The organism is Nocardioides sp. zg-1308, assembly GCF_013155375.1.
In the GTDB taxonomy this organism is placed as follows: domain Bacteria; phylum Actinomycetota; class Actinomycetes; order Propionibacteriales; family Nocardioidaceae; genus Nocardioides; species Nocardioides renjunii.
The window spans coordinates 685,660-700,205 of the sequence record NZ_JABJQY010000004.1 but is presented as its reverse complement, the minus strand read 5'-3'; the positions used below and the strand labels follow the sequence as shown (position 1 = coordinate 700,205).

Below are 14,546 nucleotides of genomic sequence, written 5' to 3'. Positions count from 1 at the left end.
GCGTCCTCAGCCCGCCGCGGACTCGAGCGCGTCCGCGATGTTGGTCAGGGTGTCGTCCACCGACTGGCCGTCGACGAAGCACAGCTCGAGCTCGTTCTGCAGGACGGTGTTGATCTCGGCGAAGAACGGCACCGTCACCTGCGCGACGTCGTCGGGCGTGAGCGTGGTGGCCTGCTCGACGAAGGTCGGCATCAGGTCGGGGCGTACGGCGAAGTCGAGCTCGGTGTCCACCAGCGACTGGCGGGTGGGCAGCTCGGTCGTCTCCTCGCAGAACGTACGCATGTTGTCGGGGTCGACCATGAAGCGCAGGAACGTCGCGGCCAGGTCGGCGTTCTCCGTGGCGGCCGCGGCGACCAGCGCGTTGCCACCGAGGTCGGTGCTGGCCCGGACGTCGCGCGGCTGGTAGGTCACCTGCCACTCGAACCCGTCGCCGATGGTGGTCTCCATCGACGGGAGCAGGAAGTCGCCGACGAAGGCCATCGCCACCTTCTGGGACGCGAAGGCGGTGTCGGGGTAGGTGGCGCCCTTGACGGAGGTGTTGGGCGGCACCCAGCCCTTCTCCAGGAACTGGCGGGTGAACTCCAGGGCCTTGCGACCCTCGGCGCTGACGATCTCGGGGGTGCGCAGGTCCTCGCCGAGGAGCCGGCCGTCGGCCTCGAACAGCCAGGTGAGCCAGCGGTAGGCGCCGAGCTGCTGCCAGTCGTACGCGAACGGGAAGACGCCGTCCGGCAGCGAGGCCCGCAGCTGGTCGGACACGGTGGCGAACTCCTCCCACGTCCAGGCCGAGTCGAGGGAGTCCGGGACGCCGGTGATGCCGGCCTCACGCAGCAGGCGGGGCTGGTAGACGACAGCGGTCGTGTCGGTCTGGTGCGGGACGCCGAACGGCGTGCCGTCGTACTGGACCGCCTGGTAGAGCGCCGGGATGAGGTCGTCGGTCAGGTCACCCTCGAGCTGGTCGCTCAGGTCGAGCAGCTGGTCGGTGCTGCTGTAGGTGCCGAGGGTGGGGTAGTCGACGCGGAAGACGTCGGGCGGGCTGCCTGCCTGCAGCTCGGTGTCGATGCCGGTGAACATCTCGGCGTAGGGCACCACCTCGAGCTCGACCGTGACCCCCTCCGCCTCGTTGAAGGCCTTGACGAGGCGGGTGAACGCGGACTTCTCCGCGTCGCTCGCCCAGGTCTTGAACCGCAGCGTGTCGCCACCGCCGCCGCCGCTGCTCTCCGGCCTCGAGAAGCCGCCGCAGGAGCTGAGCGCCGACGAGGCGGCCACCCCGCCGAGGCCGCCGAGCAGCGCGCGGCGGGAGAGGGTGAACGACGTGGGCATGCCCGAGGGACTCGCACTCATGGAACACACCTTCCCTCATCCGTGGACGGCTTCGCACCTACCTGTCGGGGTGAGGTTTGCCTGCGCACGTTGCCTACATTTTGACCCCGCGCCGCGAGTGGGCTTCGCTGGCTCGATGACGACGGTGGATGCGGCGGACAGGGACGCAGGGCTTCGCGACGTGACGGACCGGTTCGTGGACGCGCTCGGCGCCGACCGGCTCATCGAGTTCCCCGTCACGGAGCTCGACCACGTCGGCGTCCCGGTCTGGGCGACGTGGTGGACGGACGCCGACGGTCGCGGCGAGTCCTCCACGTCGGGCATCGGCTACGGCGCCAGCGAGCTGCGGGCCCGCGTCGGCGCGCTGGGGGAGTGCGTCGAGCACGTCGCCTCGCGCCGCGCCCTGACCGGGCGCCCCGTACGCCACGGGTCGCTACGGGAGATGCGGGACCGTCACGGCCCCCCGGGGGTCGTCGACCCGCGCCTCCTCGGGCTGCCGGCCGGCGCGGACTTCGACGACGACCGGGCGCTGGCGTGGTGGCCGGTGCGCCGCGTGCGCGCGGGCGTGGTCACCGACGAGCAGGTGTGGGCGCCCGTGGAGCACGTCGCGAGCGCCGGCGGCGAGCTGCCCGCCGAGGCCCCGCCGGGCGGCTGGCTGATCACGCCGGTCACCAACGGGCTCGGCGCCGGCGGCACGCTCGAGCAGGCGATCTCGCACGGCGTCCTCGAGGTGCTGCAGCGCGATGGCAACGGGCTGACCTTCCGGGCCCTCGACACCGGCGTCGTGCTGGACCTCGACGGCGTCCGCGACCCCGAGACCCTGGCCGTCCTCGAGCGGCTGCGGTCGGCCGGGGTGGACGTCCTGGCCAAGGTGGCCGCGACCGACTTCGCGATGGCCGACATCGACGTGGTCGGCATGGCGCCCGGGGACGACGTGCTGTCCGCCACCGCCTGCGGCGAGGCCGTGCACCCGGACCGGGAGGTGGCCCTGCGCAAGGCGGTGCTGGAGTTCGCCAGCGCCCGCGCGCGCAAGCAGCTCATGCACGGCCCGCTCGACGCCGTGCGCGCCGTGGCACCGCCGGACCTCGTCGCCCAGCTCGCCCGTGTGGACCCCGCGGCGGAGGAGCAGCGGGTGCTGGACGCGATGGTGGCGTGGCTGCGCGCACCCCGGGAGGTCTGGGAGCCGCCGCTGCGCCGCACCGTGCTGTCCCGCGTGCGCACCGTGCCGTTCACCGACCTGCCGACCGCGGAGGTCGCGCCCGGCGACCTGCTGCCCGAGCTGTGCGCCCGCCTCGAAGCCGAGGGGCACGAGGTGCTGGTGGCCGACCTGTCGCCGGCCGGCGCGGACCGCGTGCACGCCGCCAAGGTGCTCGTGCCGGGCCTCGAGGTGGAGACCGTCGCCTACGCACGGATCGGTGAGCGCAACGTACGCCGCCTGCGCGAGGCCGGTCGCGACGACCTGGTCCGGGTCGGCGACGCGCCGCCGGGCTGGGCGCGGGTCCACCTGACCGGCGAGGCGGAGGAGCGGCTGGGCGGGCCGGCGTGGCTCGACCGCGCCGCGCTCGACGCCGTGGCCGGCGACCTGCTGCCGCTCTATCGCGAGCCGGGCTGGCAGGCCGCTCAGTCGGCGATGCGGACGTAGGCCGTGTTGGTGATCGCCCACCTCACGCCGGACGACAGGACCGCGTCGCCAGCCGTGGTGCCGGCGACCGGGACCGTGCCGTGGAGGAAGGCGAAGGCAGGGGGGACCGTCCCGGTGACCTCGGTGAGCCGCCGGACCGGTTCGTGGATCTCCCGCTCGGCGTCCTCGTCGGTGCGGATGTCGACCGCTGCGCTGTGGTGCGCGGTGTGCGCCGCCACGACGTGGCGTTCGGAGATGCGGGCGAGGTCGTCCCACGTCATCAGCCACGGCGCGTCCGGCTCGTCGGGGAGCAGCCCGATGTCGTGGGCGTCGGCATAGGCCCGCTGCTCCTCGGCCGGCACGTCGAGCGCGCCGGTGGGCGGCAGGAACCAGCCGGTCAGGCCCAGCTCTTCGAGGACGGGTGCGGCCACGGTGACGTGGTTGAGGTAGGCGTCGTAGAAGCACAGGGCGACGCCCGGGCGGTCCAGCCCCCAGTCGCCGGTCTCGACGAAGCGGTCGAGGTGCTCGGGTCGCACCGGGTCGAAGCGCGCGGCGTACCAGGCGAGCTCGGCGCGCAGCCGGGCCCGGTCGGTCGCCGGGGTGTTGTGCCAATTGACCACCCGCAGGAAGCGGCCCGCGGCGAAGGCGGCCCGCTGGCTCGCGGGAACGAGGAGCTCGCTCACGACTGCCGCCCCTCGTGCGACGGCTGCTCGGGGCGGGCGTGAAGGTGCCGGTCGCTCAGCACCACGAGCACGTCGATCAGCTCGCGGCCACCGCCGGTGAGGTCCGGGGCGTCGGGCGGCTCGTGCGCCGACCGCGGGAAGCCGGCGGCGGCCAGGGCGTCGTGGTAGTGGTCGAAGAGCTCGGCCAGCCGGGTCGCAGCCGGGTCCGGAGCGGAGTCAGTGGCGGGCGCCGGACGGCCCGGGCGCGCGTCGGCCACGGCGACGTACATCGCGATGCCCTCGCGCTCGAGCTCGGCGCTGCGGCACTCCTCCAGCGCCGCGAGGACGTCGGGTGCGGGTGCTGTGGTGAGGTCGTCGGACAGCATGCACCGGAGCCTGTCACAGGACGCCGCAGCGGCCCGGTGGATGGTCGCGGGCGATCGGGGTACGACGCGCCATGGACACCGAGATCAGCCTGGTCGTCGACGGCACGCCGCACGCGGTGGTCGTCGACACGCGGACCACCCTCCTCGACGCACTGCGCGAGCGACTGGGCGTCACGTCGCCCAAGAAGGGGTGCGACCACGGCCAGTGCGGGACCTGCACGGTCCTCCTCGACGGGCGCCGGCACCTCACCTGCCTCTCGCTCGCCGTGGCACAGGACGGGGCCGAGGTCGTCACCGCGGCCGGGCTCGCGGACGGCGGCCTGCACCCCGTGCAGCAGTCCATGCTCGAGCACGACGGCTACCAGTGCGGCTACTGCACCCCCGGACAGGTGTGCTCGATGGTCGGCATGCTCGACGAGGCGGCCCAGGGCCACCCCAGCCACGTCACGGACGACCTCACCGCCGACGTGGAGCTCGACGACGCGGAGGTCCGGGAGCGGATGAGCGGCAACCTGTGCCGCTGCGGCGCCTATCCGGGCATCCTGGCGGCGGCCCGTCAGGCGGCACGCGGATGAGGGCCCTCGACTACCGGCGGGCCGGCTCGGCCGAGGAGGCTGTGGAGCTGGTCGCGACGCACCCCGGGGCCAGGTTCCTGGCCGGCGGCAGCAACCTCGTCGACCACCTCAAGCTCGGCATCACCGCACCCGGGCTTCTGGTCGACGTCAGCCGCCTGCCGCTCGACACCGTCGAGCACCTCGACGGCGACCACGGCAGCGTCCTCCGCATCGGCGCCAACGTCCGCAACAGCGACCTCGCCGCCCACCCGGTCGTCCGCTCCCGCTTCCCCGTCGTCGCCCGCGCCACGCTCGCCGGCGCGTCCGGCCAGATCCGCAACCAGGCGACGACCGCCGGCAACCTCCTGCAGCGCACCCGCTGCGTCTACTTCCAGGACGTCACCACGCCGTGCAACAAGCGGGACCCGGGGAGCGGCTGCTCGGCCATCGGCGGCTACGGGCGCTACAACGCCATCCTCGGCGCCAGCGACCAGTGCGTGACCACGCACCCCTCCGACCTCGCCGTCGGACTCGCCGCCGTGGACGCACCGTCGTGGTGCTCGGCGCCGAGGGGGAGCGGCGGATCCCCTTCGAGGACCTGCACCGCCTGCCCGGGGACCGCCCGGAGGCCGACACCACCCTCGCGCCGAGCGACCTCGTCACGGCCGTCGAGCTGCCGATGGGTCCCGAGGTCGAGCGCTCCACCTACACCAAGGTCCGTGACCGTGCGTCGTACGCCTTCGCCCTCGTCTCCGTCGCGGCGACGCTGCGGCTGGAGGACGACCGCGTCGACCGCGTCCGCATCGCCTGGGGAGGCGTCGCGCACAAGCCGTGGCGCGCCCGTCGGGCCGAGGAGGCGCTGACCGGGGGGCCTCTTGACGAGCAGGCGGTCCGCGCCGCCGTCGACGAGGAGCTCGCCGCGGCCACGACCGACGACGAGACGGCCTTCAAGGTCGCGATGGTCCGCAACACGACGACCATGACGCTGCTGGGCCTGGCGGGGGAGGCGGCACGATGACCGAGCAGCAGACGCGGACCGTCCGGCCCCGCTCCATCGGCACCTCGCTGGACCGGGTCGACGGGGTCGAGAAGGTCACCGGACTCGCGTCGTACGCCGTCGAGCACGGCGCCGACGACGGGGTCAGCGCCCCGCTCAGCCTGTGGCTCGTCACCTCGACCGTGGCCAGGGGACGGGTCGCCCGGGTCGACGCGTCGCGCGCCCTGGACCACCCGGGCGTGACGGCGGTCCTCGACCACACGAACGCACCCCGTCTCGAGCAGACCGACAACGGCGAGCTGGCGATCCTGCAGGACGACCGCGTCGGCTTCCGCGGCCAGGTCGTCGCCCTCGTCCTCGCCGAGACGTCGGAGGCGGCGCGCGAGGGCGCGGCGCTGGTCGACGTCGCCTACGAGCAGGAGCCGCACGAGGCGGAGCTGCGCGAGGACAACGCCACCTACCGGCCCGAGCAGGTCAACCCCGCGATGGAGACCGACACCGACGAGGGCGACGTGGACGCCGCCTTCGCCTCGGCGCAGGTGCTCGTCGAGCAGACCTACCGCACGCCCTACGAGCACAACAACCCGCTCGAGCCGCACGCGACCGTCGCGTGGTGGGAGCAGCACGACGGTCGCGACCTGCTCTCGATGTACGACTCGACGCAGGGCGTGCACGGCGTCGTCCAGGCCCTCGCGCCGATGCTCGGGCTCGAGCCCGACCAGGTGCGGGTGCGGGCGCCGTACGTCGGGGGCGGGTTCGGCAGCAAGGGCGAGGCGCACGCCCACGTCATGGCGACCGCGCTCGCCGCACGCACGACAGGGGGCCGCCCGGTCCGCCTGGCGGTCACCCGCCAGCAGATGTTCGCCCTCACCGGCTACCGCACGGCGACGATCTCGCACCTGCGCCTCGGCGCCGACGCCGACGGCCGGCTGACCGCCATCGAGCACGCCGTGCAGGAGCAGACCTCCGTCGTGCGCGAGTTCGCCGAGCAGACCGCCTCGCCCACGCGGATGCTCTACGCCGCCCCGAACCGCCGCACCAGCCACCGGCTCGCGCGGCTCGACGTGGCCGTCCCGTCGTGGATGCGTGCTCCCGGCGAGATGCCGGGCATGTACGCCCACGAGGTCGCCATGGACGAGCTCGCCGTCGCGTGCGACCTCGACCCGATCGTGCTGCGCGAGCGCAACGAGCCCGACCTGGACCCCGAGACCGGCAAGCCGTTCAACGACCGCCGTCTGCTCGACTGCCTGCACCGCGGCGCCGAGCGGTTCGGGTGGGACGCCCGTCCGCGCGAGCCGCGGGCGGTGCTGGACGGCGACTGGTGGGTCGGCACCGGTGTCGCGTCGGCGACCTACCCGGCCATGAGGCAGCCGGGCAACAGCGCGCGCGTCACGTCGCTGGGCGACGGCCGCTACGCCGTCGCGATCGGCTCGGTCGACATCGGCACGGGTGCCCGCACCGTGCTCACCCAGATCGCCGCCGACGCGCTCGAGGTGGACCCCTCGGACGTCGACCTGGAGATCGCCGACAGCCTGCTGCCGTCGGCATCGGTCGCCGGCGGGTCGTCCGGCACCAGCTCGTGGGGGAGCGCGATCGTCGCGGCCGCGCAGCTGTTCCGCCACGACCACGGCGCCCGACCCGACCCGGGCCTGCACACCACTGCGTCCGCGGCCGACGACCCGGCCGCCGAGGAGCTCGCCTTCCACTCCTTCGGCGCCGTGTTCGCCGAGGCGCGCGTCAACCGCTGGACCGGGGAGGTCCGCGTGCCGCGCCTCCACGGGATCTACTCCGTCGGTCGCGTCATCAACCCGAGGACCGCGCGCTCGCAGCTCGTGGGCGGGCTCGTCATGGGCCTCTCGGCCGGCCTCTTCGAGGAGTCCCACCGGGACCCGCGCTTCGGTCACGTCGTCACGCAGGACCTCGCGACCTACCACGTGGCCTCGCACGCCGACGTGCTCGACGTGGACGCCGAGTGGCTCGAGGAGTCCGACGAGGCCTTCACGCCCATGGGCTCGCGCGGCATCGGCGAGATCGGCATCGTCGGCACGGCGGCCGCGGTCGCCAACGCGACGTTCCACGCGACCGGCGTACGCGTGCGCTCGCTGCCGCTCACGCCCGACCACTTCCTGGAGTGACCTCCCGGTCCGGCGGCGGCGGTCGGGACCCGCGAGCCCCTACGGTGTCCCCATGAGCCCTCGCCGGTGGGTGGTCGCCCTCGAACGCGCCTGGGACTCCACCCGCCTGCGGCGTGACCGCTCGAGCCCGCCGACGCACTTCCGGATCGAGCCCTACATCGGCCACGGCGGCCCCGACGGCGTGGTCGTGCGGGGCCGCGTCCTGGACAACCCGCCCGGCACCGACGCGGTGGACGGCGAGGGCGTGGGTGCCGCCGTGCGCCGCACGCTCCAGCACTTCGCGACCCGCGAGCTGCCGGGCGTGCCGCTGCGGGTCACGGTGGCGGGCGCCGTGGCGGAGACCGTCACCGACGAGGAGGGCTACTTCCGGGTGCGGCTGGAGCCACCGCCGGGCGCCCTGACGAGCCCGTGGACGCCGGGCACGGTCGAGCTCGTCGGCGACTACCGGGGGACCACCGCGCCCGCGGCCGTCGTGCAGGTGAGGGTCCCGTCCGCCGAGGCACGCTTCGGCATCCTCTCCGACGTCGACGACACGATCCTGGAGACCGGCGTGCAGCGGGTGCTGCGCATGGTGCTGCGGACGCTGACCGGCTCGTCGCTGACCCGGACGCCGTTCCCCGGGGCGGTGGAGCTCTACCGGGACCTGGAGGCGAGCGTGAACCCGGTCTTCTACGTCTCGTCGAGCCCGTGGAACCTGCACGCCTTCCTGCTCGCCTTCCTCCGGCACCGCGGCTTCCCGCTGGGACCGGTGCTCCTGCGCGACCTCCTCGGGACCTGGGCGGGCCGCGAGCACAAGGACGACCGGATCCGGGAGGTGCTCGACCTCCACCCGCACCTGTCCTTCGTCCTGCTCGGCGACTCGGGCGAGCACGACCCGCAGATCTACGCCGAGACCGTGCGGGCCTACCCGGGCCGCATCCTCGCCGTCTACATCCGCGAGGTGCGCCTCGACCCCGGCGACGGCCGTGTCGAGATGGTCTCGGGCAGCTGGGGCTCGGAGGTGCCGTTCGTGCTCGCCGCCGACACCGACGCCGTACGCCGGCACGCGACGGGGCTCGGCCTGCTCTGACCGGCTGCGGGCGAGGGGCTGAGGACCGCTCAGCGGCCGTCGTCGGGCACGACGAACCCGGACTCGTAGGCCCGGATGACCGCCTGCGTGCGGTCACGGACGCCCAGCTTGGCCAGCACGGCGGCGACGTGGGTCTTCACCGTCTCCAGGCCGAGGTGCAGCTCGACGGCGATCTCCGGGTTCGACAGGCCACGCGCCACCGCGCGGAGCACCTCGCCCTCCCTCGTCGAGAGCCTGGCCATGTCGGGGGCGCTCGCGACCGGCTGCCGCGACCGCTGGCGCACCAGGTCGCGCAACCTCGCCGGGAAGAGGAGGGTGTCCGGCTGCGCGGCCAGCCGCACCGCGGTGACGACGTCGTCGGCCGGGGCCCGCTTGAGCAGGTAGCCCCGGGCGCCGGCCAGCAGCGCGTCGTAGACGTGGTCGTCGTTCTCGAACGTCGTCAGCACGACGACCGCGGGCGGCCGGTCGGCCGCCATGATGGTGCGCGTCGCGCTGATGCCGTCGACCCGGGGCATCCGGATGTCCATGAGGACGACCTCGGGCCGCAGGCGGCGCACCTGCGAGACCGCCTCCGCGCCGTCCTCCGCCTCGCCGACGACCTCGATGTCGGACTCCGTGGACAGCGTGACGGAGATGCCGCGGCGGACCAGGGGCTCGTCGTCCACGAGCAGGACCCGCGTCACCGCGCGGCTCCGAGGGGCAGCACGACGTGCAGCCGCCAGCCGTCGTCGACCGGACCGGCGGTCGCGGTGCCGCCGATGGCCGCGGCCCGCTCCCGGATGCCGCGCAGTCCGTGGCCGCGCCGGCCGCCGGCGCGCGACGCGGCCGGCCCGGCGCCGCTGGTCACCTCGAGCGTGACGGCGCGCTCGCCCCGGTCGAGTCGCACGCGGCACGGCCCGGACCCGTGGCGCAGCACGTTGGACAGCGCCTCCTGCGTCACGCGGTAGAGCTCGCGCGAGACCACCTGCGGCAGCTCGACGGCCGGGGACGGCACCTCGAGGGTCACGTCGAGGCCCGCGCGCCGGGCGGCGTCGACGAGGTCGGGGAGGGCGGTGAGGTCGGGGCTCGGGCGCTGCGGCACGTCCTCGACCCGCAGCAGGCCGAGGACGTGGTCGAGCTCGCCGGCCGCCCGGCGGGCCGCGCCCTCGATCGCGGCGAGCGCCTCCGCGACGAAGTCCGGGTCGGAGTGCTGGACGCGTGCGGCCGCGGCGGCCTGCACCGTGACCAGGCTCAGGGCGTGCCCGACGCTGTCGTGGATCTCGCGGGCGATCCGGTGGCGTTCACCCAGGTCGACGGCCTCGCGCTCCAGGCGGTCCACGCGCTCGCGCAGCGACGGCCCGAGCAGCACCGGGGCCAGGCGTCGCAGGCCGGTCACCAGCAGCGCCGCGACCACCGGGACGCCGAGGATGGCCGGCACCAGCAGCCACGGGCTCCGTTCGAAGGCCACGACCGGCACCGCCGCCGCCCAGACGGCGAGCGCCGCCCCGGCCAGCGCGTGCGTGCACAGCCAGCCGACACTGCGCCAGCGGTCGTGCCAGTGCGCGGCGGCCTGCGGAGGCCCTCCGTCGAAGGTCACCAGGAGCATCGACTCGGTCGCGACGCCCTCGATGCGGCGTACGGCGGGCACGGCGCCGACGACGACCAGGAGGAGCGCGCCCAGCAGGACCGCCGTGGTGACGATCGCCCATCGCGGCACCCCCTCGGCGTCGACCAGGGGCGAGACGAGGAAGCCGGCCAGCAGGGCGAACGCGAGCGCCAGCGCGGCGCCGAGCATCACGAACGCCAGCCCGAGGAACGCGGTGGGCCCCAGCGTGGCGGCAACGGCTCGGCGCGTCAGGCTCACGGTCCCATCGTGTCAGGTCCGCGCGGCCCGCGGTCTCCCTCGCACGGGGGAGCGGGACCCCTCACGAGCGGGGGGCGCCGGCCGCCGCTGCGGCGCGACGGTGGAGGCATGGACACCACCACACCCCTCGCCCACCCAGACCTTCCAGCCCACCCGGCCCACCCACCCGGCCCGTCGGACCCCCGCTCGCTCGGCCGGGCGCGGACCGCGGCCGCCGTCACCTCGGTCCTCGTCACCGCGATCGGCGCGGCGTGGTTCGCCGGCGACACGCTCTGGTACTTCGCCGCGGACAGCGACCGCGGCAGCACCTCGCTGCTGACGCTCGTGCCGAAGCGGGTGGACGCGACGCTCGCCGTGCTCCTCGGGGCCGTCGGCCTCGTCGCCGCCCTCGCCGCCCGTGGGCGCTGGCTCGTCGGGGTGGCGGTCGTGCAGGTGGTGGCCTTCGTGCTGCTCGCCGGGGACGCGGGCGTGCTGCTGCTGCTCGCCTACCTGACGGCCCTGCTCTTCCCCGTCGCGCTCGTCGCGTGCCTGCTGTGGGGCGCGGCCCGGCACCGGTCGGCGCGGATCGGCCTCGGCATCCTGCTGGCCGTCGGCGGCGCCGCGGTCGTGGGCAGCGGCATCTTCGACGGCGAGAGCCTGCGCTCCCTCGGGGACGGGCTCGGCACCGGCGTCCGCCGCCACCTCGCTCCGCACCTCGTGGTGACCCTCTTCGTCGGCCACGGCCTCCTCTGGGCCGCCATCGGGATCCGCGCGGCGAGGTCGGTGCGTCACGCCTGCGAGGCGTGCGGACGGCCCGGGAGCGGTCGGCTCCTGCTGCGCTGGCGCGTGCCGGTGACACTCCTCGCCGCGGCGTGCGGCCTGCCGTACTTCCTGGTCCGGCTCACCTGGCTCACCGGTGACCCCTTCGGCGTCGACGGCCACGCAGTGGACGCGCAACCCGGACTGCAGCTGATGGGCTTCCTCCTCGGCCTCACCGGTCTCGTCGCGGCCGTCCTCACGATCGGCCTGCTCCGGCCGTGGGGACGCGTGTTCCCAGGGTGGATCCCCGTCATCGGGCGCCGTGAGGTCCCGGTGCTGTTCCCCACGCTGGCGGCGGGCCTCGTCGGCGTCCTGATGACCGTGGCGGGCCGCGCGATGGTGCAGTCGCACCTCCACGAGGCCGCGACCGGCGGGGAGACGCGCCTCCTCTACCTGTTCGTGCTGCCGTTGCCCGTCTGGGGGCCGGCGCTGCTGCTCGCCGCTGCCGCCTACTACCTGGCGCACCGCGGGCCGTGCGCTGACTGCGGCCGGGGCGACGCGACGCCGAGCCCCGCCGGAACTCGGGCGCAGCGCCCCTGTAGCGAACACGCCCGGTGACGCCGTCACGCTGGTCTACGCTGTGCCGGTGACTGAAGAGGATCGACTCATCGAGGCGTCGCGCCAGCTGGCCGCCGCCCTGCGCCCGGGCGACCTCGACACCACCCTGGCCAACATCACGGCCGCGGCGGTCGACGTGCTCCCGGACGTCCAGTGGAGCAGCCTGACGATCCGGCACGCCGACGGCCGCCTCGAGACCGTGGCCCCGACCCACGACGTCCTCCTGGACGTCGACGCCGCGCAGTACGAGCTGCGGGAGGGGCCCTGCTACGAGGCGGCCACCGACACGGTCCACGTGACGTCCCCGGACCTGGCGGCCGACGAGCGGTTCCCCCGCTACGCGCCGGTGGCCCTGGAGGCCGGCATCCGGGCCCAGGCGGGCATCCGGCTCTTCGACGCGCCGGGCTCCAACGGCGCGCTCAACCTCTACTCCGCGACGGTCGGTGCCTTCGCCGACCTGGAGATCCTCTCCCAGCTCTTCGCGCACCAGTCCGCCGTCGCGCTCGACTACGCCCGGCAGATCGACCAGCTGCAGGAGGCCGTCTCGACCCGGCAGCTCATCGGGCAGGCGGTCGGCATGGTGCGGGAGCGCTACACCCTGGACGAGGCGCGGGCGTTCGGCTTCCTGACGCGCCTCTCGAGCCACGAGAACGTCAAGCTGCGCACCGTCGCCGAGCGGATGCTGCAGGCGCACGACGCCACCCGCTCCTAGGTCTGCCGATGCACCCTCGCGCTCCCTCGCTGGGCGCCGGACCTCGCATCCGCCGGTCGCCGGCGCGGCGTGACGGGATGCCCGGCCCTAGGGTGAGTCCTGTTGTCAACCACGATCAAGGGAGAACAGATGAACAAGCGTGAGCTCGCCGATGCCGTCGCCGAGAGCACCGGGCTGTCCAGGTCGCAGGCGGAGGGCGCCGTCGAGGCGGTCGCCGAGGCGATCTCCAAGGCCCTCGCCGCCGGTGACAAGGTGACGGTTCCCGGCTTCGGCACGTTCGACGTGCGCGAGCGCGCCGCCCGCACCGGCCGCAACCCGCAGACCGGCGAGTCGATGGACATCGCGGCCTCGAGGAGCGCCGGGTTCAAGCCGGCCACGGCCCTCAAGCAGGCGCTCAACGGCTGACCTGAACGGTCGGGTCGGGGGCCGCCTCACGGCGGCCCCCGACCTTTGTCCATCCACGGGCGTGCGCCAGCGATCGGCCCTCTCCGGCCCCGGCTTCGCTGCCGTTCGGCGCGTCTGCCCCTCGGTCCCAGCCCTTCGGGTGACCCCCGGGGCGAGCGACTTGTCACCTGATCTGGACCTGTGGCAACTTCTCTCCACCTGGCTCGTTGGAGACCACGGCGAGCACCCCTTGCTGCACGAGAGGAGTGACCGCCGTGGTCTCCGTGTCCGTCGTCCCCGAGCACCCTGTGCACGCCATGGCCCCCACCGGGCGCAGTGAGCGCCAGCACCGCACCGAGTCCATCGTGTCCCACCTGCGGCTGGTCGAGCCGAGCTCGTCCGACTCGCTCGACCTGACCCGCCAGCTCATCGAGAGCAACACCCGGTTGGCCCGCTCGATCGCCTCCCGCTACAAGAACCGCGGCATCGACCTGGACGACCTCGAGCAGGTCGCACTGCTCGGGCTCACCAAGGCCGCGCGCCGGTTCGACCCCACCGCCGGCCACGACTTCATGGCCTTCGCCGTCCCCACCATCCGCGGGGAGCTCCGCCGCTGGTTCCGTGACCACGGCTGGACGGTCCGCCCGCCCCGCCGTGTCCAGGAGCTCCAGGCCCGCATCATGAAGGCGCAGGGCGAGCTCGAGCAGGCGCTCGGTCGCTCGCCCCGGCCCAGCGAGATCGCCGCGCACCTCGGTGAGGACCTCGACGCCGTGGTGGAGGCGCTGTCGGCGGACGGCTTCTTCACGCCCACGTCGCTGGACGCTGCGGTCGGCGACGGCTCGTCGGGGCTCGCCGACCTGCTCGGCGAGGAGGACCCGGCGATGCGTTCCGCCGAGGCGCGGGCGGTGCTCGATCCGCTGCTCGCCGCCCTGTCCGACCGCGACCGGTCGGTCCTGCGCCTGCGGTTCTACGAGCAGCGGACCCAGCAGGAGATCGCCGAGGCGTTCGGCATCACGCAGGCCCAGGTGTCGCGCATCCTGGCGCGGATCCTGGCCGAGCTCCGCGCCCGGCTGGCTGACCCCGGGGCCGACCCGGCGGCAGGCCCGCCGGCAGGCCAGGCTCCAGACGGGTGCCCCACCCGCTGCGTGACCTACGCGTCGCCGGTCACCCGAGCAGGCTAGACACCACGCGAGCCGCCACCGGGCCCGGCAAGGCCCCGGTGGCGGCTCGTGCTGTCCTGGCGCCGTCGCGCATGCCTTCTGGTGCGCCGCCGCAAGGGTTTTGCACGGATGTCGTGAAAAGTGCCGGTGCTTATGTGTTGACGTCGACGAATCGGCGTCCCTAGTGTGACGTACATCACGGTGACCGCCCGTCGCCGTCTCGGGGCAAGAAGGGCGTCGTCGCCATGGCACGAGAAGTCAGGCCGTCAGGTCGAGACCGCCGAGGACCGGCCGGCGCCCGCAGGAGCCGGCGCCGGCCCGCAGGTGCCCTCGCGTCCGCCTGCCCC

14 protein-coding genes and 1 pseudogene are annotated in these 14,546 nt (G+C 74.3%); 10 read left to right on the top strand and 5 right to left on the bottom strand.

Annotation, left to right across the window (positions count from 1 at the left end):
* Positions 1-6 precede the first annotated feature (6 nt).
* The gene (locus HN031_RS18025; protein WP_172273366.1) at positions 7-1,341 is read right to left on the bottom strand and encodes a sugar ABC transporter substrate-binding protein; all 1,335 of its coding nucleotides are present in this window, start codon (positions 1,339-1,341) and stop codon (positions 7-9) included.
* 160 nt (positions 1,342-1,501) lie between these two features.
* Here HN031_RS18025 and HN031_RS18020 point away from each other — a divergent pair, with 160 nt between their 5' ends.
* The gene (locus tag HN031_RS18020) at positions 1,502-2,962 is read left to right on the top strand and encodes a YcaO-like family protein (RefSeq protein WP_172273363.1); all 1,461 of its coding nucleotides are present in this window, start codon (positions 1,502-1,504) and stop codon (positions 2,960-2,962) included.
* On the opposite strand, the gene HN031_RS18015 is transcribed toward HN031_RS18020, so the two are convergent.
* Together HN031_RS18015 and HN031_RS18010 are read right to left on the bottom strand one after the other, a co-directional pair.
* On the bottom strand, positions 2,941-3,624 hold the full coding sequence (locus HN031_RS18015; protein ID WP_172273360.1) for a polysaccharide deacetylase family protein: 684 nt from the start codon (positions 3,622-3,624) through the stop codon (positions 2,941-2,943). The genes HN031_RS18020 and HN031_RS18015 overlap by 22 nt on opposite strands.
* The gene (locus HN031_RS18010) at positions 3,621-3,989 is read right to left on the bottom strand and encodes a hypothetical protein (protein ID WP_172273357.1); all 369 of its coding nucleotides are present in this window, start codon (positions 3,987-3,989) and stop codon (positions 3,621-3,623) included. The genes HN031_RS18015 and HN031_RS18010 overlap by 4 nt, the downstream gene beginning before the upstream one ends.
* A 71-nt stretch (positions 3,990-4,060) precedes the next feature.
* Here HN031_RS18010 and HN031_RS18005 point away from each other — a divergent pair, with 71 nt between their 5' ends.
* The 5 genes and pseudogenes from HN031_RS18005 (at position 4,061) to HN031_RS17990 (ending at position 8,744) form a co-directional block, all read left to right on the top strand.
* Entirely contained in the window at positions 4,061-4,564 is a 504-nt protein-coding gene (locus tag HN031_RS18005; RefSeq protein ID WP_172273354.1) for a 2Fe-2S iron-sulfur cluster-binding protein, read from the top strand.
* Positions 4,561-5,031 (top strand): annotated as a pseudogene (locus tag HN031_RS22405) (xanthine dehydrogenase family protein subunit M); the annotation flags it as partial. The gene HN031_RS18005 and the pseudogene HN031_RS22405, both read left to right, overlap by 4 nt.
* Before the next feature lie 65 nt (positions 5,032-5,096).
* Complete coding sequence (locus HN031_RS22400; RefSeq protein ID WP_367650812.1) at positions 5,097-5,561, top strand: xanthine dehydrogenase family protein subunit M; 465 nt, start codon at positions 5,097-5,099, stop codon at positions 5,559-5,561.
* Positions 5,558-7,675 (top strand): xanthine dehydrogenase family protein molybdopterin-binding subunit, encoded by a 2,118-nt coding sequence (locus tag HN031_RS17995; RefSeq protein WP_172273351.1) that lies wholly within the window; start codon positions 5,558-5,560, stop codon positions 7,673-7,675. The genes HN031_RS22400 and HN031_RS17995 overlap by 4 nt, the downstream gene beginning before the upstream one ends.
* 52 nt (positions 7,676-7,727) lie before the next feature.
* A complete protein-coding gene (locus HN031_RS17990) occupies positions 7,728-8,744 on the top strand; it encodes an App1 family protein (RefSeq protein ID WP_172273347.1) in 1,017 nt (338 codons plus the stop codon).
* A gap of 29 nt (positions 8,745-8,773) precedes the next feature.
* Here HN031_RS17990 and HN031_RS17985 read toward each other — a convergent pair whose 3' ends face one another.
* Both HN031_RS17985 and HN031_RS17980 read right to left on the bottom strand, forming a co-directional pair.
* Positions 8,774-9,427: a response regulator transcription factor gene (locus HN031_RS17985; RefSeq protein ID WP_172273344.1), complete on the bottom strand. Its 654-nt coding sequence runs from the start codon at positions 9,425-9,427 to the stop codon at positions 8,774-8,776.
* The gene (locus HN031_RS17980; RefSeq protein WP_172273341.1) at positions 9,424-10,587 is read right to left on the bottom strand and encodes a histidine kinase; all 1,164 of its coding nucleotides are present in this window, start codon (positions 10,585-10,587) and stop codon (positions 9,424-9,426) included. Before HN031_RS17980 ends, HN031_RS17985 begins: the two co-directional genes overlap by 4 nt.
* Positions 10,588-10,695: 108 nt before the next feature.
* On the opposite strand from HN031_RS17980, the gene HN031_RS17975 reads away from it, so the two are divergent.
* The 4 genes from HN031_RS17975 to HN031_RS17960 all read left to right on the top strand — a co-directional run bounded on the left by HN031_RS17975 (position 10,696) and on the right by HN031_RS17960 (position 14,220).
* Positions 10,696-11,943 carry a hypothetical protein gene (locus HN031_RS17975; RefSeq protein ID WP_172273338.1) on the top strand — a complete coding sequence of 416 codons (1,248 nt, stop codon included), beginning with the start codon at positions 10,696-10,698 and terminating at the stop codon, positions 11,941-11,943.
* Between the two features lie 28 nt (positions 11,944-11,971).
* Positions 11,972-12,655: a GAF and ANTAR domain-containing protein gene (locus HN031_RS22395; RefSeq protein WP_172273335.1), complete on the top strand. Its 684-nt coding sequence runs from the start codon at positions 11,972-11,974 to the stop codon at positions 12,653-12,655.
* 114 nt (positions 12,656-12,769) lie between these two features.
* Positions 12,770-13,060 carry an HU family DNA-binding protein gene (locus tag HN031_RS17965; RefSeq protein ID WP_322424361.1) on the top strand — a complete coding sequence of 97 codons (291 nt, stop codon included), beginning with the start codon at positions 12,770-12,772 and terminating at the stop codon, positions 13,058-13,060.
* A 254-nt stretch (positions 13,061-13,314) separates the two neighbouring features.
* Complete coding sequence (locus HN031_RS17960) at positions 13,315-14,220, top strand: SigB/SigF/SigG family RNA polymerase sigma factor (RefSeq protein WP_216652530.1); 906 nt, start codon at positions 13,315-13,317, stop codon at positions 14,218-14,220.
* Positions 14,221-14,546: the final 326 nt, after the last annotated feature.